The sequence below is a fragment of the Rickettsia asiatica genome, from assembly GCF_007989425.1.
In the GTDB taxonomy this organism is placed as follows: domain Bacteria; phylum Pseudomonadota; class Alphaproteobacteria; order Rickettsiales; family Rickettsiaceae; genus Rickettsia; species Rickettsia helvetica.
In genome coordinates, this window is sequence record NZ_AP019563.1 from 280,558 (window position 1) to 305,832 (window position 25,275).

Here is a 25,275-nt window from a genome sequence, read left to right on the forward strand (position 1 = left end):
TGTCTTCTAAAAGTTTAATGATAACAGAGTCATCCTATTGCTCAGAAGGACATGAACAATATTCAAATCTTTTAGGGCATTCCTTGGAGGAGTAGATATGGTATTCCTGCCTTCGATAGGGTGGCATCGAGCCTTAAACTGACGTCTAGGCACCTCTACGAGAATGATATCAGAGTCATACAAGCCCATGATATTGTAAAGGTTTTAGTGGCAACTAATAAATTTAGGAGAATTAATGAGAAAGCAAAAAATGTCTACTTTACCTACATCAGATTTAGATAAATATAAAACTCCAGGTCCAAATTCGCCTGATTCAGATATAGCAATGAAATCCGCATCAGTAAAGAGTGATATAGAAGAGTTAGAACAATTATTTAAAGATACAACAAAAGACGGTATAGCAATTTTTAATAGTGCATTAAAGGTATGTATTGAAAATATAATCCCAATGCTTTATTACACGAAGCAGCTGAGCATGGTAAAAAAGAGTTAGCAGTAGAGATCTTAAAAGTAAATCGAGACTCTATAGATTCTACCACTCTTCAGGGTGTATCGGTATTACATTCAGCAATTGCAGGGGTTAGTAATAAAGAAATTATTGAAATTCTATTACAGGCAGAGCCTACTTTAGTAACAAAAAAAGATGCTTCAGGTCTTACTCCGTCACGTTATAATACTAGTAAAGAAATACTAGAAATATTACAAGATTATGAATGAAATGTTATAGATCAAATTCTTATAAAAACGCCAAAATATGTTCCTATAACCCCTTCAAAATGTTCTCCTATAGAAGTACGACCTAATTGGGAAAAAGATTTTGAAGAATATCTGGAATGTAAAACAGTAGTTGGGCAAACTAATCCTAAAATAAATAATGATGAGTTTTAAAAAGCTTAAACTAAAACCATTAACTTAAAACGGCTCTCTTCCTTGTAAATTTAACATAGAATATTAGATTTGCAAGGAGGATGTAGAGAGTTCTTTAATAAAAAACGGTAAGTATGTAAAACTGACCGATAAAGTATTTTAAGCTTAAAAAATTATAATTCAGTAGTAGGAATATACTTGATACTTCCATCTTCTCCTATCAATGGGTAATACTCTGTTTGAGGGTTATAATCATCATAACTAATTGATGTTTGTAATGATAGTTTTTGTGCTAATATTGCCAATGTTTCTTCATATAACTCAAAAGATTTTTCTAAATCCTCTTTTGTAATCTTTACAGTTTTAGCTTCATCTGTATTTACCTTGAGTGTTTCAATATTTTCTGTTGAGTTATATTTTGTTAAAATTACTTTTTCTTTTTTTTGGGAAGCAAAAATATATTTTTATTTTTACCAATGCTGTTTTTATGTCTATTGGAACACTTAGAATTAACATCTATAATACCTTAAAATTATTTTGAAGCGGTAATAGTACAAGCCTCACTTATTAATGTCAACATTTAACATATAAATATTAATAAATGCTAATTATTATAATTTTCTTTCACAAAATCGAAATAAACTGTTATTAATATAAAAAACTAATCTTAATCTATATATGCGTTCTTTATTTGTAATAATTATATTCTTTCTAATGAGCAGTTGTAATTTAAAACCGGTATATAGTGAAAAATACAGTAGAAATAATGATTTAGAAGTTATTGAAGTTGAACCGATTAGAACAATTGAAAGAGCTGAGTTTTATCATCGTTTAACTAGTATTTTACCTCAGAAAGCAAAAGCAAAATACCTGCTTAAAGCAGAGCTTATCGCAACAACTATGCCTGCTACTATTGAAAAAAACTCCAATGTTTTAAGGGAATATATTAATCAATTAGTTAGATATAAATTAATTGATATAGAAAGTCAAAAGGTTTTAATTGAAGAGAAGTTTTACCAAAACACGTCATATAATGCTATTTTTACACCATATGCAACAAATGTTGAAAGAGATGAAACAGGAATGGATTTGGCATATCAAGCAGCAGAAGAAATTCATAGCAGATTAATTTTATATTTTACACGGAAATAGTTAAGCTATGAAATTTTATTTTTCACAAATAGGTAGATTATTTGAACTAATAACAGTCGGAAAGATTAGAGCTCTTTTACTATATGGTCCTGATAAAGGTTATATAGGAAAAATTTGTAAGCATTTAGTAAAAAGCTTAAATATGCTACAAACTTCTATAGAATACGCAGATCTTAATATTTCATCTTTAGAAATATTACTTAATTCGTCTAATTTTTTTGGTCAAAAAGAATTAATTAAAATTAGATCGGTCGGGAATTCAATCGATAAGAATTTAAAAACAATTCTAAGCAGTGATTATATAAATTTTCCTGTATTTATAGGTGAAGCAATTACTTCAAGCGGGAGCGTTAGAAAGTTTTTTGAAACAGAAGAATATTTAGCGGCAGTTGCTTGTTATCATGACGATGAAGCAAAAATTGAACGAATTATTTTAGGTAAAGTAGAAAAAACTAATAAAATTATAAGTAAAGAAGCTATCACTTATTTAAAAGCTCATTTAAAAGGTGATCATGATTTAATTTGTAGCGAAATAAATAAATTGATATATTTTGTTCACGACGTACGCGAAATTACTTTAAACGACGTTCTAGAAGTTATAAGTAGCGAAATTACGGCAAACGGCAGTGATTTAGCAATGTATTTTTCAAAAAAAGATTATAGTAATTTTCTGCAAGAGCTTGATATATTAAAAAAACAAAATATCAATGAAGTTTTAATTATTAGAGCATTAATAAGGCATTATTTAAATTTATATATAGTTTTGTCGAAAGTACAAAACGGTGAGCGTTTGGAACTCGCAATAAAATCATTATCACCACCGATTTTCTATCAGTATATTAATGATTTTATGAAGATAGCAAACGGCCTTAGCCTAACTGAATGTTTAGAGACTTTAAAATTATTACAGCAAGCGGAAGTGGATTATAAATTAAATCCTGCCGGTTTTGATTTATTCCAAAGTATACTCGTTTAATTTGAAAAATTGGCGTCGGCGTTTCATATTTTTTGATCCTCACACTAGTATGTACGCTGCGGTCAAAAAATATGAAACGCCTTGCTCTTTTCCAAATTAAACTTCGTCTACCTAATTTTAAACTTCTTTCAAAAGGAGTATATTTATGCCTAGACCTGATTTTTCTGACCCTGACAAACAAATTCACGAGATAATTAGAGTTAATCATGCCGGAGAGTATGGTGCAAAAAGAATTTATCAAGGGCAGCTAAAATATATTAAATCTCAAAATGATCATATATTGATTAAAGAAATGCTTGATCACGAAGAGATCCATTTAAATTATTTTGAAAAAAAATTACTGGAAAAAGAAGTAAGACCCACGGTTTTATTATTTTTTTGGCATCATTACGGATTTTTACTTGGTGCTTTATCTTCCTTGATGGGAATAAAAACGGCGATGCTTGTTACCGAGAGTGTAGAAGAAGTAATAGAAAAACATTATGAACAGCAAATAAATTATTTAGAAAATAAAAATGTTGAGTTGGAATTATTAAATAATATTATTAAATTTCGACTTGATGAGATTGAACATAAAAATATTGCTATAATGAATGATAGTACAGAGGCAATATTTGCAGAAATAACTAGTAAAATAGTGAAGATAATTTGTCATATCTCTATAATTTTAAGTAAGAAAATTTAGAGTTAACAACTTAATTAGTTAAAAAATCTAGAAATATTTTACTTCTAAGATATTAAGAAGATAATAAAAAAACATTAATAATATTATTAGAAACGGTGGTGAAAGGAAATTTTTTTTAAATTTTTTCTTTATTTTTTGCATTTGTATTTTTTAGAATTAATAAATCTTTATTTTTATCAAACATAGCTAATACTACTCACAATTCCTTTATTTAATTTATGCCTAAACCTAATCTAGAAATTAATAAATAAAGGTGCCAGAGGTTAAACTCTGTTGCTGTAAGACAACAACCTCCATTATACTTCATGATTTTACTCACTTATAATAATAGACCCCTGGCATAACTTAATATTAAGTTTTGACAGATTGGTCTTGCAACAATGGAGCTTAAACATTATTAGCGGTCTATATATTAGTTGAATAATATAAAGAATCAAGAGATTTTAGTTGTCATTAATAATAAATAATGTAATTCTGAGTTACGAGGCATATTTTCTATATAAATCTGCTTCTAGAATTTGCTTTTACATCAATAATAATTTATATTTATTATACTCGATGAACTTGAAAAATTGGCTATGTCGTCTTTGTAAGACCTCGGATGCTCACGTATTATTATACGCTCCGCTCCTCGGCTTACAGACTCCTTGCTCTTTTCCAAGTTGATCTTCGTATATCTACTCGAAGTATAATTAGAAAATGATAAAATAAAATATGAGTCCAAATTCACATCCTATTACTAAATCGCACTTATTCCATATAGTAGCCCCAAGCCCTTGGCCCGTCCTAACATCTTTTGCTTTACTTCTTTTGGTTATAGGCGGTGTCTCGTTTATGCATGGCTACAAATTTAATATATATATTTTATCTGCAGGAGTTATTTCAGTAGGTTACTGTTTATATTCTTGGTGGAGGGATGTAGTGAAAGAAGGAATAGTCGAACATCAGCATACTAGCCCTGTTAGAAAAGGTTTACAAATAGGTATGGCGTTATTTATCTTAACGGAAATAGTATTTTTTGGTGTATTTTTTGCTTCTTTTTTTAAATCAAGTCTATCACCCGTAGGTCTTTTAGACGGTGTATGGGTTGTAAAACAGGGAATTTGGCCTCCACCTACAATTAAAACTTTTGATCCATTTGATATTCCTTTTATCAATACTTTAATACTACTCTTATCAGGTACTACCGTTACTTGGGCTCACTACGCCTTAGAAGAAAAAAATCAAAAAGATTGTGTAACTGCACTTGCTCTTACCATATTGCTTGGAATATTTTTTACAACTATGCAGGCATATGAATATTATCATGCGGCATTTAAATTTACAGATGGTATATATGCTTCTAATTTTTATTTAGCTACGGGTTTTCATGGAGCTCATGTAATTATAGGTACTATATTTCTAATAGTTTGCTACTTTAGAGCAAAAAGAGGAGATTTTACTACAGAAGGTAATGGACATTTAGGGTTTGAATTTGCTGCATGGTACTGGCATTTTGTGGACGTGGTTTGGTTATTTTTATTTACGTTTGTTTATATATTTGGAAGTTAAATTATACTATATGTGATTATAATGTTACTTAAAATAAGTGTTTTTAAAATATTTTTGCATATTAATTAAAATTGCATATATTTAGGAGTTGATTTATATATAAATAAATTATACATTACTTTTTAAATGCTAATATTTTATTGAGGTAAAAACATATGAACTTTCCTATTCGTAAATTAAACGAAGAATTAATCGATTATAATCTATCATTACGCATATTATTTACTATTCTAAGCGTGGCTATTATTATGGTAGCTTTTGATAGCTTAGGTAGTAATGTCGGCGATCCTGTAGGTGATGCATTATGTAAGTTAATTAAAGTATTCAGAGGCAATACTGCAAAAGGTATAGCTGTTGTCGGTATAATTGTTCTGGGAATTCAAACATTAAGAGGAAAATTGCAGTGGGAGGTAGCTTTAGTAGTAGTTACTGCAATCATTATATTATTTAAAGCTCCAGATATTGTTAATATGGTATCAAGTGATACTAATAGCTCAAGTTGTGGTGTTTCCTAATACACGATAATAAAAATCATTATATCTTTGTAATACCCATAAGTTTCGGCTTATGGGTATTTTTAAGTGACGTTGTTGCATAGCCCTTATGTCATTCCCGCATGACATCAATTGCCTTTATACTCAGGTCAACGGCAACGTTCGTACAATACAGGGCTTGACCACGGTATCCATAAATATAAAAATACTAATAATTTTAGTATTTTTATGTGTTAAGAGCCACGCAGGAACGTTGATTACTTAAATAAAAGCCCTAATCTATTACCTATAGCAATATCAATATATTTTGCCGTAACAGGGATCCCTTCAATATTCATTTCTAGATGTATTGCTTGTTTTGCAGGGATTTTTGTTTGTAGTTTTGTAATTGATACATATTCATCTAAAGCTTGATTATTAGTATCCATTACTCTAACTTTGATTATAGGATCGGAAATTAAATAATCAGACTCATTAGATAATTTATAAAATATCTTCATACCACCTATATGACGAGATTTTCCTAAATTAATTTCCTCTATCTTTAATTGATCATATTTACCTAAGAATTTAAAGCTATCTATTAGTAATATCACTAAACAAAAAATTATAAAGCTAGTCCATAATATTGGAAATATATTATATTTTTTCTTAGGAGGAATATACGGTAAAATAACCGGCACATTAGCATTGTAATGATTTTTAATAGGAGTTTTAATAGTTTCCGTGTTTACTTTATCTTTAAAGTCATTTAATTTACTAGTATTATAGTCTAATTTTTGATACCACAAATGGCTACATTTGGAACATTTTACTCGTCGTCCGTTAATACCTATTTGATTGCTTGTAACAATAAATCTTGTTTGGCAATTTGGGCAAGTAATATACATAGTTAATTATAATTATTATGTTTGACTTTCATGATAATCTCATTTATTATTTTTGGCAATAAAACAGTTAAAAGATATGTCCTCTCGTATTAAAGAAATTGAAGAAGCTTGGCAAATTAAGGACAAACTTCTTCAAGATTCTTCAAAGCTTATAACATTAAAGAACACTCTTAATGATATTATAGAAAGCTTAAATCAAGGTACAATTCGTGTTTGCGAAAAGAAAGAAAATAGTTGGCAAGTTAATGAATGGGTAAAGAAAGCTATATTGCTATATTTTATCACTACGGAATCGCAGCTTTATAATAACAATTATAATAGTTGGTATGATAAAGTTGCTCCTAAATTTTCTGCAGATATCGATAAAAATACATTCAAAAAAGCAGCTATACGCAAAGTTCCCGGAGCTGTTGTTAGAACTGGTACTTATATAGCTAAAAATGTCGTAATTATGCCTTCTTTCATTAATATAGGTGCTTATATAGATGAGGGAACAATGATTGATACATGGGCTACTATCGGCTCATGTGCCCAAATCGGCAAGAATTGCCATATTTCAGGCGGCACGGGAATAGGTGGAGTGCTTGAGCCATTGCAAGCAAAGCCTGTTATCATTGAAGATAATTGTTTTATCGGTGCAAGATCGGAAATAGCAGAAGGTGTAATAGTAGAGGAGGGAGCAGTAATTAGTATGGGGGTGTTTATCGGTAGCTCTACAAAAATAGTATACAGAGATACAGGTGAAATTATTTACGGCAGAATTCCGGCTTATTCTGTTGTAGTACCTGGGGTATTACCTGCTAAGGAAGCGGGTAAGCCTGGACTTTATTGTGTAGTCATCATAAAACAAGTCGATAAAACTACGAGAGCTAAAGTAAGCATAAATGATCTATTAAGAATGTAGATCAATAATATCGCCGATTATATCCTTAAAATACTCCTTTCTTTGTTGTGCTGAAATATCTGTTTGTTGAATTGCGTTATTATTTGAGTTTCCTAAGAAAGTATTGTATGCCATAAGCATTGCATTTTATTGTTTTTGAGGATCACGTACAACACCAGCTGCTTTAAAATATGATTCTGCAGCATCTGCTTCCTGTTGTTTTTGAAAGCGAAGTTCGTTTCCTTGGTCCATATATAAATCATATTTTATAGGCTTTTCAGCCTTATTTATAAGGCTGTCATAACATTTTAATATAGAGTCTAATTTATTATTCTTTCTATAAAATATGATAGCTGAGTCTTCACGTCCTAAGTTAAATAGCATATCACCGATTTTATTGTACATTTCTTTAAGTTCTTCATTACATGTTAGAGCTGCATTATAATTAGCTAAAGCTCCGTTATAATCTTCTTCTTCGCTCAATATATCGCCTATTTTAGAGTAGCAGCCTAAGCTATAGTTTTGGTTACTTTTGCCTTGTCAGAGTACTTATTTAACCACTTTATGACTTCTTTATAATATTGCACCAGTTGATCGTTTTTAGGTTCTATATTTTTTATAGAAGATATAGATAGTTATTTTGTACGAATAAATCACATATTTCAATTAGGGAACTATAGCAATCATTGGATTGAGACCATGTTGTAGATAACATTTCTTCAAATAATGATAATTCTTTAATTTGTAGCTCTAACACATACCGGTAAGCTTGAATAACTGGCTTATTATCCGTGAATTTCTCAATAGAGTCTAAAATTTGAAATATTGCCGCTATGAGGTTATTATCTTGTTTGTTTGATATGATAGCTTGAAATTCCGATAATTGTGCTAATCCTTCAAAACAAGAAGGAGTTTTTTCTATAGCCGGATATTGTATTGGAGAACTTGGTAAATATGGTTTAACATAACCCTTATAGTTATTATCTAAAAATTTTGAGTAGTTAAGAGGTGTATATACACTAAAGCCTTCAAAAATTGATTGGATAGTATTAATTATACATTCTACATTTATCTGTATTTGTGTATGTAAATTTTCTATAAGACTGTCTTGTTCCTCTAGAAATGAACTTAGCTTCTTTATCTCTAGATTTTGCACTCCTGCTCTCTCTTCTAGATCTTTTAGCTTTAGGGTCAGCTTTATTTCCTCATTTTGAGAAGTAGGCTTATGGAAAAATTTTATATCTGAAAATTCTAATATATCCTTGTTAATAGCAATGCTATTTTGTAACATCGGTATAATGTTTTCATGATTATTTTTATTATGTTGTGTTATTATACATATAACATTTCCTTTTAATTTTTTGTGTTCTTCTGTAGGAAAAATATTTTTAAAGTCTTCTATAATCCTGTTAAAGATACTAGGGGATTTTACAGTCTCTTCTTTTGCTACTATGATAAATTTTAATTTATCGGTCATGTGAACTAGCTTTTTAATAAAAAATACATTGATTAACTCTTGAACTGTATCGGGTACCTCGTTAGAGCATTCCCAAAATACTTTTTCTGCAATTTCAAATTTTTTTGGGTAATATACAGCTGGTTCATATTTATGCTTAATTTCCGGTGTGTCAAAATCAAATAATTTATCAAATGTAAATTCTTCACCGTTTTCGATAATCTTAAGGTTGTTTTCAAGAGCATTTAAAAATGTGCTTTTTCCGCTATAAGGCAATCCTATTATTACTGTAGTTTCTGATGTTTTTCCTGCTTGTATTAGTGAATAATTAACCTCAGTCAATGCATTTAGAATATTTGCTTTTAAAGAATCAAGAGCAGTTTCTTCTTCTGTTAAAGATTTAATCTCAACTTCTGTGGGAATTTTAAATTTTATATATAACCGTTAATTTATTCTTTGATATAAATTTTTATACTGTCGCTTTCGCCGCTATCACTGATAGCTCTAACAATAAATTCACCGGCTTTTGCTTTCCATATTACTGCTTCGTTTGGTTTTGCGGTTGCTATTAATTTATTCTCCACAAACCAAAAAATGTTATTGGTTTTATTATCGCTAATCGCACTAAAAGTAATATTATCACTATTTTTAATTGAATGTACGGAATTTTTAACGGGTATATAATTTTAGGTTTTTGATGATGCCAATTTATCAACCTATTGCAATGGTTTGTAGGTATCGATTTCAGTAATATATGTATTCCTGCTTTTTGATAAACCGAAAGCATATCTCTGTCGGCTATAAATTTACTGTTTTATATTCTGTTTGTCCTTTAATAAAGTTGCAAGCAAGCATACCGGTTTTTAAATCTATCAACATTTTTCTATAAATGCCTGATTGTTTTATCGGCGATTTGCCTTTAATGAATAAGATTTCTGCTTTAACCGGACACATATCGTTATCGATATCTCCCGTATCTGCACAAACTTTTACTTTAGTAATATTTAGTTCATTAATTTTTGAAAGGATTAAATCTTCATCTTTATTTGGTCTAGCTATGGATTCGATAATATTAAAGAATAAAGGGGCTGCAGAAATATTACCCGTAAATGTTCCGTGAGTTTGCCCTTTGAAATACCCAACCCAAACGGCAAGTACGTATTTTCCGAATATGCCGACGCTAAGTGCATCTCTAAATGAGCTGGAAGTACCTGTTTTCCAATAAATCGGTAAGTTATGCCTTGTATTGTTATAGGTAATAGGACGAGTCGTATCTTTTATAATATCAAGTGTTAAATAGCTTGCCTCGGGGGATAGTAGTATGGTGTCCGTGTCATCCCCACGACTTGACCACGGGATGACACATCAAGTTTTTCTTAAGCGGTTTATAAGTACCGAGATTAGCAAGCATAGCATAAAGAGTAGTTAACTCTTCAAGAGTAATTGCTGCTGTGCCGAGTACTATAGATAAGCTGTAATTTTCAGGTTTTCGTAAGCCGCTAATTTTTGCTTGTTGTAAGAACTCATAAAAATTCGGGTTTTTTAACTTAGATGCTAGAAATATTACAGGTACGTTACGGCTCTTTATTAACGATTCTCTAGCACCTAACCCACCTGTAAATCTGCTATCAAAATTTTCCGGTTTATAATGATCATAGTAAGTAGGTGTATCCTTTTAAGGTTAGCGGATGTATTAGTGATTGATCAAAACTAAGTGCATAGACAAACGGTTTTAAAGCTGAGCCTGGAGATCTTCGACTTTTAGTGCCGTTAATCTGTCCGCAAATATCGTTATTAAAAAACTCTCCGGAGCCAATACTTGCAAGCACTTCCATAGTAGTAAAATCAATAAGAATTATGGAGGCATTATTAATGCCGTATTTTTTCCGATCATTAATATATAGCCGAACTTATTTCTCTATAGTAGTTTGTAGATTTTTATCTATTAGTAGTATATATAATAGGGCTATCATTACCGGTTAGTATATCTAAAGTAAAATGCGGTGTGATAAAAGGAAGATTTTTATTTTGATTAAATTTAATCGGCAAACTAATTAACTTATTATAAATAATATCTTGTGGGTGAGTCGTTAGCCATTCGGTAAATAGATATTTACGTGCTTTAAAAATATTAATATCATTCCCGCCTCTTTTAAGCGGATTTTGCGGGATTACTGCAAGGCTTAGAATATCGATCAAATTTAAATCTTTTAGGTCATGATTGAAGTAAATATAACTGCCAGCTGCTACCCCTTCAATATTACTACCGTAAGGCACTAGATTTAGATAAGCTTCTAGGATTTCATTTTTTGAATAATGTAGCTCTACATGAATAGCTTTAATGATTTGATGGATTTTACCAAGAATTAGTAGAAGAATTTATTCCGTATCTTAAACGTGCTACTTGCATTGTTATAGTAGAGCCGCCTATTTTATGATTATTCTGTAAATAAGTAGAATAAAAAGCTTTGGCTAAGGAAACGGGGTTAATGCCGCAATGTTTGTAAAAATGTCTATCTTCATATAACAATACTGCTTCTATAAAACTTGCCGGTATTTTGGTTTTGAGAGACAATTTATGTACCTTGTAATTTGTTATGTAGTTTTTGCATTCCTAGCTAGAAGCAAGAACCCGGTAACCTTAGTATCATCCCGCGACTTGATCGCGGGATCTCAGGATACAGCCTGTGACACAAGATCCCTTGGTCAAGCCATGGGATGACAACATTATCCTATAACAATCATTATAAAGCATTTTAAAAATAATGAAAAATTTAATAATATAGCTTGCAATGTATAAAAGTAATGTCGTATAATGCAACCACAAGGCATTAATAAATTAATTAATCGTTAACAAAAATTAAACATTACGATTATTACAAATATTAAACTATAATATAAAACCTACGTTACTATCTACCTTGTATCCTATCAATAAAAATTTCTTGACATAATATTTTTTCGTGTATTATTACCTTTAATAATAAAGAAAACATTAATATTTTAATTAATAATCAATATTTATTAAAAGGGAATTAGATATTATGGAAAAAAATATGAAATCTATAAATTCTAAACTTACAAAATTATTCTTACTTAGCTGTGCTAACGCGGCAATCATGACCGGTATGCCTAGCGTAGCAAAAGGGGATATAGAAATCTATGATATATTGAATCATACTCCTGAGTATGAAGCATTAATCCCTGCACAAAAGCTTAATATTATAAGAGGGATGCAAGGTCGTGAAGATTTTGCTGATCTTTTTGATGATCTTATGCCAGGGGAAAGAAGATTATTCAATAACGAAATAATAGAAGTCACTAGGCTTCAAGCAGCTGCTCCTGTACTTAACGGTGCTAGAGAAAGAAGAGAAGCACGTGTAGCCGGTGTTGAAGTTGTTGATTTAACAGGTAATACAGCAGTAGAAACAGGACGTAACGAGCAAGAGATGGCTCTAGAAAATAGGCTTCAAGTATTGGAAATCCTCGCTAAAGCTGAAGGAGTAAATGCTGTAAGTGTTAACGATAAAATTAAAAAGGCTATACATTTTAATAACATAGAAAATTTAAATACACCTTTGGAGCAGTTAAAATATATAGCTATGGCAGGTGGTGTAGATGCTAATGATAATTTAAAAGTTGTAAATAATTATGTTGAAGCCCCTTTAACAAAAGAAACTTTTGAACATGTATATTTTAGCACTAATATTACTGATGCTAATATAAGAAATGCAGATATTAAAGTTGATTATTATAAACCCGGACAAAGTGATTTATTAAAAAAGTTTAAAAGTATAGCAACCCCGGAAACAAAGCGTAAATTATTAAATCAATTTGAAAATTATGTTACTCAAAACTTAGTTGAACTTGAGGCTAACAAATCTAATATTCCTACAAGACAGGCTATAATAAAACTAGCTGATCCTGCAAGATTAGTTACTTATTTAGAGAAAATGGCTGAATTAAAGACGGCATATATCGATAACGGTAAAAATAAGGTAGTTAATGAAGAGGGTAAGTTAGTTGATGAAGAGGGTTTAAAGAATTATAACAAGATTTTAAAAGATGCCGGTTTAATAGCTAAAGATTTGGATGGCAAGAAAATGCAAGCATTTATAGATAATTTTGATGCTTTCACAGTGAGTGATCTAGCACTTGTCCTAACAAAAAGACCGTAGGTGAAATAAAAACAGATAATGAGCGTTTAGTAGGGCTTAATAATACAATGTCACCGCCTCGACCAACAGGTAGAGCGGTTAGAAATTTAAATAATTTGGATGCGATAGCTGATCTTAGTCCTAAATTAAAATTAGCAGGTCATAATCTAAAAGCAAAAGAAGGTGTAGCTGTAGTGGGAGGAGTACCTGCCTCCGTTATAGGTGGAGCAGCTGCAGCGGTAGTTGCAGAAATCCTTGTAGCTCCAAATACTTTAGAAGGCATATTTCATAACGAGATGTAAAAATACAAAAAATCCTGAAACATTAGAAGTAAGAACATTAGGTGCAGAAAATGATTTAGGAATTACAATAAAAACACTTTTAACTTTAGAGGAAGGAAAAGCTCCACATGAGTCTTTGAAATGATTTTCAGAAGCAAATCCTGATAAAGCACAGCTAATAATAAAAGCTAAGAATATTTGGAATAGATTAAAAGATGATGATTTAAATAAAGCAAATTTCAAGGCAAGCTTTAACTTTAAATAATAAAATAGCCAAGAGGAATTTTTTAAAGAGCTGTTTAATGAAGCAGAGCATAACGTAATAGACCGTTTAAATTATACTTTTGGTAAATTACCGCTGGACTTACAAGATCATATTACGGCAAGAAGTAATGAAATAAAAATAAAAAATGAACTACAAGGTAAGAAAACAATTATATCAAGAATAGATTATATTGCTAAAAATGAAAATGTTTTAGGAGCAAATTCTTTAAATAATGAAATAGAGAGAATTGTTGATAATTTTAATACTTTAAAATTTTCCGATGCACTAGATCTTGCTCTTAATAAAGGAGACGTACATGATAATATAGCCCTTATTCCTAAAGCAAATGAAGTAGATATTCAAGTAAATAATTGGATTAATAACAATATTGTTAATTTAACAGTGGAAAGTAATATAGATAGTGGCGATTTAACATTTTTATAAAATAAAGCTGCCCCGGCAACATTATCAAAAATTTATGAAACGGCAGTTGATACCAAAGCTAAATTACTAAAAAAAGTTTTAGCCGATAATGCAGCCGATTTATCTAAAGCTTCTAAGCATATTACGGAGAAAAATATAACAGACGCCGTACAAAATAATTTCAATGTAAAAATGAAAGCTTTAACACCTGATACTAAAGATTTCTCAAAAGAAGAAATTGTAAAATTTCTTAATGTAATAAGGATAAGAAAATAGAAGCGGTATTAAAAGAAATAAAAAAAGCAAAAGCTTTAGCAGTTAGGGCAGCTGCTGCTCCTGTTGTTGGTGTAGGCATGCCACCGCCTATGATGGTAGGATATAATAGGCTTGGTATGGATGGTCTGGTTAGAAAGATGAATATTTTAAAGCCTATCGAAAATCTTTTTCCTAAAAAACCCGATATAGATGCAGGTGAAGTAGTTTATATTGCTCCTACTTCTGAAATAGGAAAAAAATACGACGCTGCCGTTCAAGCTATAGCAGCTTCAGTTAACACTGAGTTAAAAAAGGAGTTAGTAATAAAAATTAAAGGAAAAGAAAAGTTAAAAGCATTAATTGTAGAAGAAGTTTTTGAGAAATATACAACTAAAAATGCAGATGCACTTGATGGTAATATAAATCAATTAGCTCAAGCTATAAAAGAAGGAACCGATATTGAGTTCATCAGTCCTAAAAGAGAAGTAACAAGTAGTATAGATCAAGAAACAAGAAATCTATGTGTTAGAATAAATCAAGATGCAGGCTTAATGCAGCAACTTAAAACGAATAATCCTAGGTTAGCTGCAGAGTTATAGCAGAGGCAGCTGTAAATGAAGAAGAAGTTGCTACAAGACTTCCAGAGTCAGCAGCAGCACAAGCAGTAGCAAATGGAGACGTTATAAGCTATGGGGGAGTAGTTGTAGTAGCTCCTGCTGTGTGCTCCTATAGCTCCTGTTGCACCGTTAGTTTTACCGGCAGACCCCTAATAGCTGCTCCTGTCGCTACAGCTCCATTAGCACCGGCACCGGTGGTTATTAATATGGAAGATGTAGAGGTAGTTCCGCCTCCGGTGGAAGAAGCTCCACATACTGATATAGAAATTATGATTGTTCGACGTATAGAGAGGATTGTTCCTGTAGAGGGCAATATTGAAGACTTTGATGATGATGATAATATAATACGGGAGCAAACAAAAGTAGAAGTATCTAGTAGCACTGCAGTAATTGTAAATAAATTAGAATCTAAGGATTCTGAAGATAGCCTTGAAAACTTGAAACAAGAGGAAGCAAAAAAAGAAGAGGAGGCAAAAGTAGCTGCTTCTATAAAGGAAGCAGAAGAAGCAAGAATTGCTGAAGCTGTAAGAGTTGAAACTGCTGAAGTTGCAGAAATGCAAAATGTAGTAAAACAAGACGAAGAAATGATTGGAGCAATATATAATCCGATTCGTGATATCGCTCAAATGAGCCGTAATATTATATCGCATAGAATGTTCTCTAGTGCTGCGGTTGCTGCGCGGGGGTGATGAAGATGAAAGAGTGTTAGATCAAGGGGGCGCTTGGATCGCAGGTACTTACGGTATTAATACGCAAAAAGGTTTAGGCGGTTATAAAGGTCAAGCTTCGGGCGGTACTATAGGTTTTGATATTGGCTTTGATAACTACAAAGATTTAGTCGGTATTAAATTGGATTCAAAGTTTAAATCTAGCGGTAGCAGGTCAAATACTAATATCGATAGCCATATCGTATAACTTTATACGGACAAAAAGAATTACCGAAAAACTTTATGATCCAAGGTATGTGTGCTTACAATCATAATATTGTAAAGAGTAAAATCAACCGTTGAGGTACTATTGCAACCGGTAAATATAAGAATGATAATTATAACTTTGAAACTTTATTAAGTTACAATCATTTTATGAGAGGCGGTATTACTCTTACTCCAAATCTCGGTGTAAGATACGGTCACTCTAAAGACGGTTCGTACCAAGAAAGTAATGTAGGTATTCAGCATTTAAGTATCGCGTCTAAGAAGCAAAACTTATGGAGCGGTATTTTAGGCGGTAAGGTAGCTTTAGCTCCACAAAAAATAGCTGAAGGTTTCAGCGTTACGTCTGCACTTCAAGCTTCTGTAGAAAATTACTTTAACGATAAGAGCAAAAAACTTAATACTAAAGTAAAGTGGAAAGATAGAGAAGTTAATGAAACCGTTGCATTACTGAAGCAACCTAAAGTCGGTTATAATATCGGTGCTAGCGTTTTAATTGAAAAAGGGAATCTAAGCGTATTACTTGAATATAACTGTCATGTACAAAAGAAATATCAAAGCCATCAAGGGTTTTGTGAAGTTAAAAGTAAAGTTGTAAGTTATTGTTATTCCACGTATGGTTAATGTCATCCCGCAACTTGATTGCAGGATCTCAGGACACAGCCTGTGATACAAGATACCGTGGTCAAGCCACGGTATGACATCGAGTGCGTTTTTCGATCCATGCAATAATGCACTCCCGCTTTCGTGGATGACATAAGAGCCGTAAATAATACTTATTCCTCATCTCTTACTACTAAAACTGATATATCTGAATGACGGACGATTTTAGAAGCATTAGGTCCAAGCATATAATCTTTTAATTGTAGTCTGACTGCAGAGATTATTATTAAATCGGCTTTAATTTCATTAGAGTGCTTAATTATTTCATCATAAACGGCACCGCTACCTATATAATAATCTGTTTCAATTTCATCGAGAATATAATGTTTAATAAGGTCTTTAATTTGAGCTTGATACTTTTCTTTTTTCTCCATTCTCCAATTTTTAGGTAAATAATCTTCAAACATTTTCGTACCGAATTCAGGAATTACATACATAAAATGTAATTTTGCTTGAAAGTTCGTCGCAAGCATTAAAGCCTTAGAAAGAATACCTTTTATAGATTTTTTATCATTTAAATCTATAGGTATAAGTATATTTTTAAATATAGTATTTTCAGACATAAGATATTGTTAGTTTTTGTTTCTTACTGAATCATGTTTTGGTAGAACAAAATTTTTAGTATCGGTGAAATAGTTAATGTCGAGGTTATTTAATAAGTAATTAGAAAGTTTAAAATTTGCTACGTTTCTATGAAAAGCTCCGATAAATTTGTCTAAAATATCACGATTTACCTTATCTCTAGTTACTAGGATTGCCGATACTTTTACTGTAGTTTGATCATCGGTAATCCTTTGATATAACCCTTTGTGAAGCACCGTTTTATGAAAAGCTCTATTTTGTTTTACTAATTCTGCTATTTTATCATTTTCAATTGAAACGAAATCAACTTCACACTTATTAGCTATTAAATTTACTAAGGGGTTAGAGTGTCCAACCATCATTATTATAGCATCTATTTCCTTATTACAGAATTTATTAATAGAATCTTCATAATTAATGTGTAACTCTTCAGGTTCCTTAGAAAATTTATATAAAGAACGTACGGCATCATAAGTAATATTACTACCGGAAAATGCTGGACCGTTAGTTATTTTTTTTCCGTCAATATCAGCAAAAACTTTTATTTTATCCTCATCTTTTACAATAACCGTAAAAAACTCATCATGTAGATTAAGCACCTGACGTAAATTTTGCATTTTTTCTTGATCGTGATAATAACCTATGCCCTTATACGCTTCTACTGCAATATTGGCCTGCACTAAAGCTAAATCAATTTTGCCTTGTTGTAATAATTTTAAATTTTCTATACTGCCGTTTGTTGCAACAACTTCACATTTAATATGTTCATTATTTTTATCATCATTTGTAATAGTCTTGCATAAATCAAGTCCAATAGCATAATATCCTTTTAAAATAGAGCCGGTACCGATTTTAATGACTTTTGGAGCAGCATAAATATTACTGCAAATAAGAAATATGCTAATAATAGTAGCTAGTTTAAAATTATTCATAAAACTAATTTGGATTATTTTCGGTGTTTTGGTCTTCTTTATGTTCACCAAGTTTGAGTTCTAATAAATTAATAGAACTGATATTTATTCCTTTGTCTGAAAACTCAATATCAAACTTAGCTTTTTCTATATTGTTGTAAGCCGAATTTACATCATTTTGATCTATATTTAATTGCTCGTCGGAAGCTTTATTAATTGCTTTAGCAATAATTGTTTTAATTATTTTCTTGGAAAAAATAATATTATTCGGTAATAATTTATCAACTATGGAATTATAATTTTCCAGCTCAAAATATAGTTTTCCTTCCGGTAATTTATTGGCAAAGAATTGTAAAGCACCGTTTAAATTAACTTTAGAATCATTATCACAAGTAAAAATAAATCTTTCTATATTAAAATTTTGTAAAATAGCTGAATCTTCTCCGTCTTCAGCAAATTTTAAAGAAGCAGCAATATCTAAATTAGCATTTTTAAAATTCAAAATATCTTTTTCTGAATAATAATTCATATTTAAAAATAAGGATATATTTTCCTCACTTGCTAAACTCTGTTTTCTTATAAGAAATGCTAAATCATTAATTTTAAAAATTTCTTGATTATCTTTAAATATAGATAATGCTTTATTATTTAACTGAATTGATTTTAATATTTCTTTTAAATTAGCATCTTTTGATATTTTATATAAAGGTTTATTAAATTTTCCTATACCCTTTATGTCATCATCGCTGCGTACATCATAGGTAAATGTTTTGTCGCCGTAATTATCGACTTCTCTAATAAAAGGACCGAAATTAAGAGCAGCTCTTTTAGTACTAAAAGCTATATTTAGGACAATATTTTTGCTAGTAAATTCTTTAGAATTTACATGATCAATTAATTTTACTTTAGGATCCGTTACGGTAATTTTCCAATTAAAAGGATAGCCTGAAAACTTAACGGCATTATAAGATATTTTAAGATTATCGGATTCAGAATTTTTAATTAAACTTACAACGTTATTTTTTATAGTATATGCAGTTGCAAACCATATTATAGTAAAGGCTAAAAACACAAAAAGAAGTATTTTACGTATCACTTTTTTAATCCATTATAATTTTATATTACGAGTAGCAGAAGGAAGGCGTACTTTTATGCCGTCTAATTCTTCGGTTAAAATAATTTGACATCCCAATCTAGAAGTATCGGTAAGACCGAAGGCTAAGTCAAGCATATCTTCCTCTGCTTCCGTAGGTTTTTTTAATTTGTTGTAAAATTCTTCTTCTAAAATAACGTGACAAGTAGCACAAGCAAGCGATCCTTCACAAGCTCCCTCAAGGTCTAGATCGTTACTATGGGCAATTTCTAAAATAGAAAGCCCTATCGGTGCTTCTACTGTTTTTTCTTCTCCATCATTTATAATAAATGTTACTTTTATTTTTCCTGACATTCTTCTTATTTTTCCTTATCTAAATTAGCTCGATTATATATAAAATTTTATATGTAACTGAGGCTATTTAATTTGATTGATATTTTTGCCTTTTAGCAAATCATTAATTATTATATTAAACTTTGTATCCATAGATTTCTTTATTTTGGATTTAAAATCTTTAATAGAATTATTAATTAAGATCCGATCTCTAGCGTGTGCGGCTTCTTTTATATTATCTAATAAAGAATTAATTATAGATATCTCACTGTCCGATAATAAAGCTGTTAATTCCGCTATAGCATGTTCTATGCTAAAGATTAAAGCCTCTGCTTCAATTACTGCTTCTTGTAATAATCTTGTAGTATAATCTATTTTAGCATTTTTATAAGCGTTTTCTAACATAATATCAATCTCCGTTTTATCAATACCGTGATTTGGCTTTACTTCTATAGTATGTGATGTATTACTGATTTTCTCATAAGCAGAAACGGATAATATACCGTCTGCGTCAATAGCAAAAGTAACTTCGGCTCTAATATCTCCTGCTTTCATAGGAGGTAATCCTTTTAACTCAAATCGAGCCAAGCTACGGCAATCTACAGCCATTTCACGTTCACCTTGCAATATATGAAATTGTATACCGGTTTGATTATCGGCATAAGTCGTAAATTCTTTTACTACCGAAATAGGAATCGGAGTATTACGCATGATGATTTTTTCAACTATACCACCATATAATTCCATGCCCAGCGATAGAGGTACTACATCAATCAATAATGAATTTGTATTGGGTGTTATTAAATTTTCTGCTTGTAATGCAGCCCCCCATACAACTGCTTTATCAGGATCAATATCTGATAGAATATCTACTTTAAATGCTTTATATAATTCGTCTTTTATTAAAGGAATGCGGGTTGCACCTCCTACTAAAATAACTCCGTCTATATTTGGATTTCCTGCTTGTTCTAAACACTCTTTAGCTATATTGATAGTATGTTCTACTAAAGGTAAAATTAATTGTTCTAATATTTGCTTATTAATTGACATATTATCATTATTAAAACTATCTTTATATGTTAAAGTTTCTTTTGCTTTTTTTGCAAGTTGTAAAGTATCTATAGAATTAGGTAAATCAAATTTATTACAAAGATATTGTGTAATTACTACATCTATATCGTCACCACCAAGCATATTATCGCCATTTGTTGCTATAACTTGAAAAATACCTTCTTGTATATTAAGAATAGATACATCAAAAGTGCCGCCGCCTAGGTCATATACTAAATAACAACCGTTTTGATTTTTATTTAAGCCGTAAGCATAGGCAGCTGCCGTCGGTTCGGCAATTAGCCTTAATACTTCAAAACCTGCTATTTTAGCTGCAAGCATTACTTCGCCTCTTGCTGCATCGTTAAAATGTGCAGGTACTGTTATTACTGCTTTAGTTATATTAGTCTTTAATTGTTTCTCTGCTTGATTTTTTAGGTAAACAAAAACTTCTGCTGCAATTTCAGGAATCCGCATCCTTTTAATAGACATCTTCCCACACTTCGCTTCTAGAGGTAATTTAGACGTCGAACCGGTACCCACATCCTCGCGTATGTCTATATACGCTGCGGTGCTGCGTTCCGTGTCTCCTTTAAATTCCTCTCTATAAGCTGGTGTGGGAAGATGTCTATTAGCAAAATTTAGCTTAAGCTCGCCTTTATTTACATCTAAATAATCTTTAACTAAAGAAAAAAGTGCCGGAGTGTTTAAAATTTCTTTTAATGTTTTACCGAATAATCTTTTAATAGAACGAAGTCCCTTATTATTACCTATAGTAAAATTGTTACTTGTAAAATCTATAGTAGTTGGGATTAATTCTTTATCATCTATAGATTTAATAACTTTAACTTTTCTATTAGCTGCAATAGCTATTAATGAGTTAGTAGTGCCAAAATCGATACCGACTGCTATTTGCTGTTCTTGCTTAAAATCAGCTTGCTCTGGTTCCCTAATTTCTATTATTTGCATGATTTTATTTTTTCTTGCAGTTTATGCAGCAATGTCCCAATATATTTAAGCTTGCTAGTTTTTATAGTTGCGTCTGATAGATTTTGTTCTTCAAAAGCTTGTTTTAAAGAATCAATCTCGAGCTTTTCCATTAATTCATATTTATCTTTTATTTTTTCTAGATCACTAAATAAGATAGTATTTTCAATTATTTCCATTTCATCCCAGAATATGCTTAATTCTAGCGGCGAAAGTAAACTGCGTGTTTTTTCATCATTCAAATTTATATTTTGCAAAAGCAGCATATATTCGGCACGCTTTAAGGCATCTTTAAGAGTAGAGTAAGCGTTATTTAATTCAGCCGCAGTAATTAGATTTTGTTCCTTTGCCTGCAAAGTTTTTGCTTTATCGGGATGATATTTTACCTGCATAGCAAAATATTGCTTTTCTAATATCTTTAAATCAATATTATACTCTTGCGGAAGCCCTAGTAATTGAAAATAATTTTGCACTTTTACTTTTTTGTAATTCTAAACTGTTCTATCATATATCAAAAATTAAAAAAATACAATTATGGAAGTAGATCTATTACATTTTGAGAAGAAATATCAGGAGTATGTTGTAGCAGGTATAGATGAAGCAGGTAGAGGACCGCTCGCAGGTCCAGTAGTAGCAAGTGCCGTTATAATAGATAACGCCAATATTATAACGGGTATTAAAGATTCTAAAAAGCTTTCCAAAAAGAAAAGAGAATTACTATATGAGCAAATAACTAGTAACTATGTTTGGTCAACCGCTATTATTTCTCATACCGAAATTGATGAGATTAATATATTAGAGGCAACTAAAAAAGCTTGTTCTATTGCTGCGGCAAATCTCACAACTAAGCCGGAGAAAGTTTTAGTTGACGGTAATATGCAGTTTAAGGATGCAAGATTTGTCAGTATAGTTAACGGTGATAATTTATCGTTATCGATTGCAGCGGCTTCCATTATTGCAAAAGTTACTAGGGATCGTTTGATGTTAGATTTAAGCACTGAATTCCCACAATATTTATGGCATAAAAATTCCGGCTATGGTACTAAAGAGCATATCGAAGCTATTAATACCCACGGCTTATCACCGTATCATAGGAAGAGTTTTAGGTGTTGTTAATAGGCGTTATTGTGTGGATACTAGAGTCGTCATTGCGAACAGCCGTAGGCTGGCGTGGCAATCTCATGAAATAATAACAAATAACAAACTCCTGAGATTGCTTCGTCAATTACTTCATAATTTTCCTCGCAATAACGAAAAAATCGTTCCACGCCACAATGCCTACTCATAATGACGATTTTGGTATCCACAACGTACACCATTAACTCAACTCGAGTGCCGCCTCTTCTAGAGTTTTTAGCTGATCACGAAGTTTTGTGGCTTGTTCAAATTCAAGATTACTTGCAGCTTTAAGCATTTCTTTCTTTAATTTGTCAATATGAGCTTTTAGCTTAGCAGGGTTATCAAATAAATTATGAGTTTGTTTTTTATCAAGCTTACTATCGATTTTCTCAAGTTCTGCTAAAGCGTGAATAGCACGGTTGATGGTTTTTGGAATTATGCCGTGTTTTTCATTATATTCCTGTTGAATTTGCCTTCTACGCAACGTTTCACTAACGGCTTTATCAATAGATTTAGTCATTTTATCGGCATAAAGTATAACTTTACCCTCGCTATTTCTTGCAGCTCTTCCTATTGTTTGTATTAACGATACTTCCGACCGCAAAAACCCCTCTTTGTCTGCATCAAGTATAGCAACTAAGCCGCATTCAGGGATATCAAGCCCCTCCCTTAATAGATTAATACCCACTAAAATATCAATAGTACCTTGTCTTAAATCTCGTAAAATTTCGATACGTTCTAGAGTATGAACGTTAGAATGTAAATAAGAGGTTTTATATTTTAGTTCCTGTAAATAGGCGGTTAAATCTTCTGCCATTTTTTTAGTTAAGGTGGTGACTAGAACACGGAAACCTTTAGCGATAGTGCTTTGAATCTCGCTAATTAAATCCTCAACTTGGTTAGTAGCAGGTTTGATAATACATTCAGGATCAAGCAGTCCCGTAGGTCTGATAATCAATTCTACAACCGTGCCGCCGGTTTCTTCTAACTCGAACGGTCCTGGAGTTGCTGATACAAAAACGGTTTGCGGTCTGAATTTTTCCCATTCTTCAAATTTTAAAGGTCTATTATCAAGAGCAGAGGGCAGACGAAACCCATGCTCTACCAAAACTTCTTTCCTTGCTCGATCGCCGTTATACATCGCTCTAATTTGCGGTACGGATACGTGGCTTTCATCAACAAATAATAACGCATCTTCCGGTAGGTACTCGAATAATGTTGGTGGCGGCTCACCGGCATTACGTCCTGTGAAAAAGCGAGAGTAGTTTTCAACGCCTTTACAGCTGCCTGTTTCCGTTAACATTTCAAGATCATATTGAGTACGTTGATTTAGCCTTTGTGTTTCAAGTGGTTTATCTTGCGACTTTAAGAACTCTAAGCGTTTTTGTAATTCTTCTTCAATGCCTGATATGGCATTATTTACCGTTTCTTGAGGCATCACAAAGTGCGAATTACCAAAGACCATAGCTTTATCGAGCTTAGCAAGTTTTTCGCCTGTTAGGGGATCGAATTCATGTATATACTCAAGTTCATTACCGAAAAACGATAAACGCCAAGCTTTATCGCTATAATGCGAGGGAAAAATATCGATATTATCCCCTTTAACTCGAAAACAGCCACGCTCAAACCTGATATCGTTACGCTCATATTGTAGATTTACCAAATCATTTAACAGCTTATCACGAGGATAGCTTTGACCAGGCTCTAAATTAACCGTCATTTGATAATACAAATCAGGAGATCCAAGCCCGTAAATACAAGAAACGGAAGAAACTACTATAACATCACGACGCTCTAATAACGATCTTGTAGCGGAATGACGCATTAAATCAATCTGCTCATTAATTGATGAGTCTTTTTCTATAAAAGTATCGGTGCGTGCTATATATGCTTCGGGCTGGTAATAATCATAATATGAGATAAAATACTCAATGGCATTCTTTGGAAAAATCGATTTCATCTCTGAATAGATTTGGGCAGCTAAAGTTTTATTATGAGCCATAATAAGAGTAGGGCGATTAGTTCTCTCTATAATATTCGCCATAGTAAAAGTTTTGCCTGATCCCGTAATACCAAGCAACATTTGTGAGCGTTTCTTACTATTTAATCCTATTATAATTTCATCTATTGCTTTTGGTTGATCGCCTGCTGGTTTATATTCTGAGATAATAGAAAAATTATTCATGCATTTTTACTTGCTTTAAAAACTATAGTTTAAGATAATATATTAAAATCTAACAAAAAAATATAACATTATGAATAAAGCTATATTACACACAATTATTATTTATACTCTCGCTAGTTGTCCTTATTGTATAAAAGCTAAAGCATTGCTTGATGAGAAAAATATTGCTTATGAGGAAATTGAAGTAAGTAATTTTACTCAGGAAGAGAAAAAAAAATTTATTAAGAAAGCCGGTGGAAAAAAGACCGTCCCGCAGATATTTATAGATAATATGCATGTTGGCGGTTGTGATGATCTGTTTGATCTTGAAAAAGAGGGAAGGCTAGATAAGTTGTTAGAAAATCAGCCGAAGAAGACTTTGCCTGCTGCCGGGGCGTAATTAATAAAAACGTCATTGCGAGGAAATTGCATAGCAATTGACGAAGCAATCTCAGGAGTTTGTTATGATTTCATGAGATTGCCACGCAG

General features: G+C 31.6%; 26 protein-coding genes and 4 pseudogenes. 15 read left to right on the top strand and 15 right to left on the bottom strand.

What is annotated here, in order from left to right; all coding sequences use genetic code 11:
• Nucleotides 1-235 precede the first annotated feature (235 nt).
• Nucleotides 236-493, top strand: a complete 258-nt coding sequence (locus RAS_RS08955; protein ID WP_197734678.1) for a hypothetical protein — start codon at nt 236-238, stop codon at nt 491-493.
• Nucleotides 494-1,040: 547 nt separating this feature from the next.
• On the opposite strand, the pseudogene RAS_RS09330 reads toward RAS_RS08955, so the two are convergent.
• A pseudogene (locus tag RAS_RS09330) lies at nt 1,041-1,383 on the bottom strand (hypothetical protein).
• Nucleotides 1,384-1,545: 162 nt separating this feature from the next.
• Here RAS_RS09330 and RAS_RS01530 point away from each other — a divergent pair.
• The 3 genes from RAS_RS01530 (at nt 1,546) to RAS_RS01540 (ending at nt 3,680) form a co-directional block, all read left to right on the top strand.
• A complete protein-coding gene (locus RAS_RS01530; protein WP_147141723.1) occupies nt 1,546-2,019 on the top strand; it encodes a hypothetical protein in 474 nt (157 codons plus the stop codon).
• A gap of 7 nt (nt 2,020-2,026) precedes the next feature.
• Nucleotides 2,027-2,995 carry a DNA polymerase III subunit delta gene (gene holA, locus RAS_RS01535; RefSeq protein WP_147141726.1) on the top strand — a complete coding sequence of 323 codons (969 nt, stop codon included), beginning with the start codon at nt 2,027-2,029 and terminating at the stop codon, nt 2,993-2,995.
• Between the two features lie 145 nt (nt 2,996-3,140).
• The gene (locus tag RAS_RS01540; RefSeq protein ID WP_147141728.1) at nt 3,141-3,680 is read left to right on the top strand and encodes a demethoxyubiquinone hydroxylase family protein; all 540 of its coding nucleotides are present in this window, start codon (nt 3,141-3,143) and stop codon (nt 3,678-3,680) included.
• 529 nt (nt 3,681-4,209) lie between these two features.
• Here the strand turns inward: RAS_RS01540 and RAS_RS01545 are convergent.
• On the bottom strand, nt 4,210-4,341 hold the full coding sequence (locus tag RAS_RS01545; protein ID WP_232049269.1) for a palindromic element RPE5 domain-containing protein: 132 nt from the start codon (nt 4,339-4,341) through the stop codon (nt 4,210-4,212).
• A gap of 53 nt (nt 4,342-4,394) precedes the next feature.
• On the opposite strand from RAS_RS01545, the gene RAS_RS01550 reads away from it, so the two are divergent.
• Nucleotides 4,395-5,231: a cytochrome c oxidase subunit 3 gene (locus RAS_RS01550; protein ID WP_147141731.1), complete on the top strand. Its 837-nt coding sequence runs from the start codon at nt 4,395-4,397 to the stop codon at nt 5,229-5,231.
• A 155-nt stretch (nt 5,232-5,386) separates the two neighbouring features.
• Complete coding sequence (locus tag RAS_RS01555) at nt 5,387-5,746, top strand: TrbC/VirB2 family type IV secretion system protein (protein ID WP_010423681.1); 360 nt, start codon at nt 5,387-5,389, stop codon at nt 5,744-5,746.
• Nucleotides 5,747-5,982: 236 nt separating this feature from the next.
• Here RAS_RS01555 and RAS_RS01560 read toward each other — a convergent pair whose 3' ends face one another.
• A complete protein-coding gene (locus RAS_RS01560; protein ID WP_147141734.1) occupies nt 5,983-6,615 on the bottom strand; it encodes an MJ0042-type zinc finger domain-containing protein in 633 nt (210 codons plus the stop codon).
• A 76-nt stretch (nt 6,616-6,691) separates the two neighbouring features.
• Here RAS_RS01560 and dapD point away from each other — a divergent pair, with 76 nt between their 5' ends.
• Nucleotides 6,692-7,519 carry a 2,3,4,5-tetrahydropyridine-2,6-dicarboxylate N-succinyltransferase gene (gene dapD / locus RAS_RS01565; RefSeq protein ID WP_147141737.1) on the top strand — a complete coding sequence of 276 codons (828 nt, stop codon included), beginning with the start codon at nt 6,692-6,694 and terminating at the stop codon, nt 7,517-7,519.
• Here the strand turns inward: dapD and RAS_RS10395 are convergent.
• The 5 genes and pseudogenes from RAS_RS10395 to pbpC all read right to left on the bottom strand — a co-directional run.
• Nucleotides 7,508-7,639, bottom strand: a complete 132-nt coding sequence (locus tag RAS_RS10395; protein WP_269473001.1) for a hypothetical protein — start codon at nt 7,637-7,639, stop codon at nt 7,508-7,510. The genes dapD and RAS_RS10395 overlap by 12 nt on opposite strands.
• Nucleotides 7,640-7,645: 6 nt before the next feature.
• Entirely contained in the window at nt 7,646-7,981 is a 336-nt protein-coding gene (locus RAS_RS01575) for a hypothetical protein (RefSeq protein ID WP_147143917.1), read from the bottom strand.
• Between the two features lie 133 nt (nt 7,982-8,114).
• Complete coding sequence (locus RAS_RS10625) at nt 8,115-8,654, bottom strand: hypothetical protein (RefSeq protein ID WP_332094803.1); 540 nt, start codon at nt 8,652-8,654, stop codon at nt 8,115-8,117.
• A 95-nt stretch (nt 8,655-8,749) separates the two neighbouring features.
• A pseudogene (locus RAS_RS10630) lies at nt 8,750-8,975 on the bottom strand (hypothetical protein).
• Nucleotides 8,976-9,403: 428 nt separating this feature from the next.
• Nucleotides 9,404-11,514, bottom strand: a pseudogene (gene pbpC, locus RAS_RS01585) (penicillin-binding protein 1C); the annotation flags it as partial.
• Nucleotides 11,515-12,082: 568 nt separating this feature from the next.
• Between pbpC and RAS_RS10635 the strand changes: the two are divergent.
• The 6 genes and pseudogenes from RAS_RS10635 to RAS_RS09360 form a co-directional block, all read left to right on the top strand.
• A pseudogene (locus RAS_RS10635) lies at nt 12,083-12,505 on the top strand (cell surface protein); the annotation flags it as partial.
• Nucleotides 12,506-13,179: 674 nt separating this feature from the next.
• Nucleotides 13,180-13,413 (top strand): hypothetical protein, encoded by a 234-nt coding sequence (locus RAS_RS01605; protein ID WP_147141740.1) that lies wholly within the window; start codon nt 13,180-13,182, stop codon nt 13,411-13,413.
• Nucleotides 13,414-14,433: 1,020 nt separating this feature from the next.
• Entirely contained in the window at nt 14,434-14,934 is a 501-nt protein-coding gene (locus tag RAS_RS09345) for a hypothetical protein (protein ID WP_232049272.1), read from the top strand.
• Between the two features lie 119 nt (nt 14,935-15,053).
• Nucleotides 15,054-15,641 (top strand): hypothetical protein, encoded by a 588-nt coding sequence (locus RAS_RS09350; RefSeq protein WP_232049273.1) that lies wholly within the window; start codon nt 15,054-15,056, stop codon nt 15,639-15,641.
• Nucleotides 15,625-15,867 carry a hypothetical protein gene (locus tag RAS_RS09355; protein ID WP_232049274.1) on the top strand — a complete coding sequence of 81 codons (243 nt, stop codon included), beginning with the start codon at nt 15,625-15,627 and terminating at the stop codon, nt 15,865-15,867. The genes RAS_RS09350 and RAS_RS09355 overlap by 17 nt, the downstream gene beginning before the upstream one ends.
• Nucleotides 15,868-15,968: 101 nt before the next feature.
• Nucleotides 15,969-16,508 carry an autotransporter outer membrane beta-barrel domain-containing protein gene (locus RAS_RS09360; protein WP_232049387.1) on the top strand — a complete coding sequence of 180 codons (540 nt, stop codon included), beginning with the start codon at nt 15,969-15,971 and terminating at the stop codon, nt 16,506-16,508.
• Nucleotides 16,509-16,660: 152 nt separating this feature from the next.
• On the opposite strand, the gene RAS_RS01630 is transcribed toward RAS_RS09360, so the two are convergent.
• The 6 genes from RAS_RS01630 to hscB form a co-directional block, all read right to left on the bottom strand.
• The gene (locus tag RAS_RS01630; protein ID WP_010423665.1) at nt 16,661-17,110 is read right to left on the bottom strand and encodes a universal stress protein; all 450 of its coding nucleotides are present in this window, start codon (nt 17,108-17,110) and stop codon (nt 16,661-16,663) included.
• 9 nt (nt 17,111-17,119) lie between these two features.
• Nucleotides 17,120-18,061 carry a TAXI family TRAP transporter solute-binding subunit gene (locus RAS_RS01635; protein WP_147141743.1) on the bottom strand — a complete coding sequence of 314 codons (942 nt, stop codon included), beginning with the start codon at nt 18,059-18,061 and terminating at the stop codon, nt 17,120-17,122.
• A gap of 4 nt (nt 18,062-18,065) precedes the next feature.
• Nucleotides 18,066-19,136: an RP198 family tick cell line-upregulated protein gene (locus tag RAS_RS01640; RefSeq protein ID WP_147141747.1), complete on the bottom strand. Its 1,071-nt coding sequence runs from the start codon at nt 19,134-19,136 to the stop codon at nt 18,066-18,068.
• 12 nt (nt 19,137-19,148) lie between these two features.
• On the bottom strand, nt 19,149-19,487 hold the full coding sequence (locus RAS_RS01645; protein WP_010423662.1) for a ferredoxin family 2Fe-2S iron-sulfur cluster binding protein: 339 nt from the start codon (nt 19,485-19,487) through the stop codon (nt 19,149-19,151).
• Nucleotides 19,488-19,550: 63 nt separating this feature from the next.
• Nucleotides 19,551-21,485 carry a Fe-S protein assembly chaperone HscA gene (hscA, locus tag RAS_RS01650; RefSeq protein ID WP_147141751.1) on the bottom strand — a complete coding sequence of 645 codons (1,935 nt, stop codon included), beginning with the start codon at nt 21,483-21,485 and terminating at the stop codon, nt 19,551-19,553.
• Entirely contained in the window at nt 21,476-21,976 is a 501-nt protein-coding gene (gene hscB, locus RAS_RS01655; RefSeq protein ID WP_147141754.1) for a Fe-S protein assembly co-chaperone HscB, read from the bottom strand. Before hscB ends, hscA begins: the two co-directional genes overlap by 10 nt.
• 61 nt (nt 21,977-22,037) lie before the next feature.
• Between hscB and RAS_RS01660 the strand changes: the two genes are divergently transcribed.
• On the top strand, nt 22,038-22,619 hold the full coding sequence (locus tag RAS_RS01660; protein WP_010423658.1) for a ribonuclease HII: 582 nt from the start codon (nt 22,038-22,040) through the stop codon (nt 22,617-22,619).
• Between the two features lie 202 nt (nt 22,620-22,821).
• Here RAS_RS01660 and uvrB read toward each other — a convergent pair whose 3' ends face one another.
• A complete protein-coding gene (gene uvrB, locus RAS_RS01665; RefSeq protein WP_147141758.1) occupies nt 22,822-24,807 on the bottom strand; it encodes an excinuclease ABC subunit UvrB in 1,986 nt (661 codons plus the stop codon).
• Between the two features lie 70 nt (nt 24,808-24,877).
• On the opposite strand from uvrB, the gene grxC reads away from it, so the two are divergent.
• Complete coding sequence (grxC, locus tag RAS_RS01670; RefSeq protein ID WP_147141761.1) at nt 24,878-25,186, top strand: glutaredoxin 3; 309 nt, start codon at nt 24,878-24,880, stop codon at nt 25,184-25,186.
• Nucleotides 25,187-25,275: the final 89 nt, after the last annotated feature.

Coding starts and splice junctions, on each gene's coding strand:
- RAS_RS08955 (WP_197734678.1), top strand. CDS start 236: ATGAGAAAGCAAAAAATGTCTACTTTACCTACATCAGATTTAGATAAA.
- RAS_RS01645 (WP_010423662.1), bottom strand. CDS start 19,487: ATGTCAGGAAAAATAAAAGTAACATTTATTATAAATGATGGAGAAGAA.
- hscA (WP_147141751.1), bottom strand. CDS start 21,485: ATGCAAATAATAGAAATTAGGGAACCAGAGCAAGCTGATTTTAAGCAA.
- RAS_RS01605 (WP_147141740.1), top strand. CDS start 13,180: ATGTCACCGCCTCGACCAACAGGTAGAGCGGTTAGAAATTTAAATAAT.
- uvrB (WP_147141758.1), bottom strand. CDS start 24,807: ATGAATAATTTTTCTATTATCTCAGAATATAAACCAGCAGGCGATCAA.
- RAS_RS01635 (WP_147141743.1), bottom strand. CDS start 18,061: ATGAATAATTTTAAACTAGCTACTATTATTAGCATATTTCTTATTTGC.
- RAS_RS01540 (WP_147141728.1), top strand. CDS start 3,141: ATGCCTAGACCTGATTTTTCTGACCCTGACAAACAAATTCACGAGATA.
- RAS_RS01530 (WP_147141723.1), top strand. CDS start 1,546: ATGCGTTCTTTATTTGTAATAATTATATTCTTTCTAATGAGCAGTTGT.
- RAS_RS01555 (WP_010423681.1), top strand. CDS start 5,387: ATGAACTTTCCTATTCGTAAATTAAACGAAGAATTAATCGATTATAAT.
- dapD (WP_147141737.1), top strand. CDS start 6,692: ATGTCCTCTCGTATTAAAGAAATTGAAGAAGCTTGGCAAATTAAGGAC.
- grxC (WP_147141761.1), top strand. CDS start 24,878: ATGAATAAAGCTATATTACACACAATTATTATTTATACTCTCGCTAGT.
- RAS_RS01560 (WP_147141734.1), bottom strand. CDS start 6,615: ATGTATATTACTTGCCCAAATTGCCAAACAAGATTTATTGTTACAAGC.
- RAS_RS01660 (WP_010423658.1), top strand. CDS start 22,038: ATGGAAGTAGATCTATTACATTTTGAGAAGAAATATCAGGAGTATGTT.
- RAS_RS01550 (WP_147141731.1), top strand. CDS start 4,395: ATGAGTCCAAATTCACATCCTATTACTAAATCGCACTTATTCCATATA.
- RAS_RS10395 (WP_269473001.1), bottom strand. CDS start 7,639: ATGCTTATGGCATACAATACTTTCTTAGGAAACTCAAATAATAACGCA.
- RAS_RS09345 (WP_232049272.1), top strand. CDS start 14,434: ATGCCACCGCCTATGATGGTAGGATATAATAGGCTTGGTATGGATGGT.
- holA (WP_147141726.1), top strand. CDS start 2,027: ATGAAATTTTATTTTTCACAAATAGGTAGATTATTTGAACTAATAACA.
- RAS_RS01630 (WP_010423665.1), bottom strand. CDS start 17,110: ATGTCTGAAAATACTATATTTAAAAATATACTTATACCTATAGATTTA.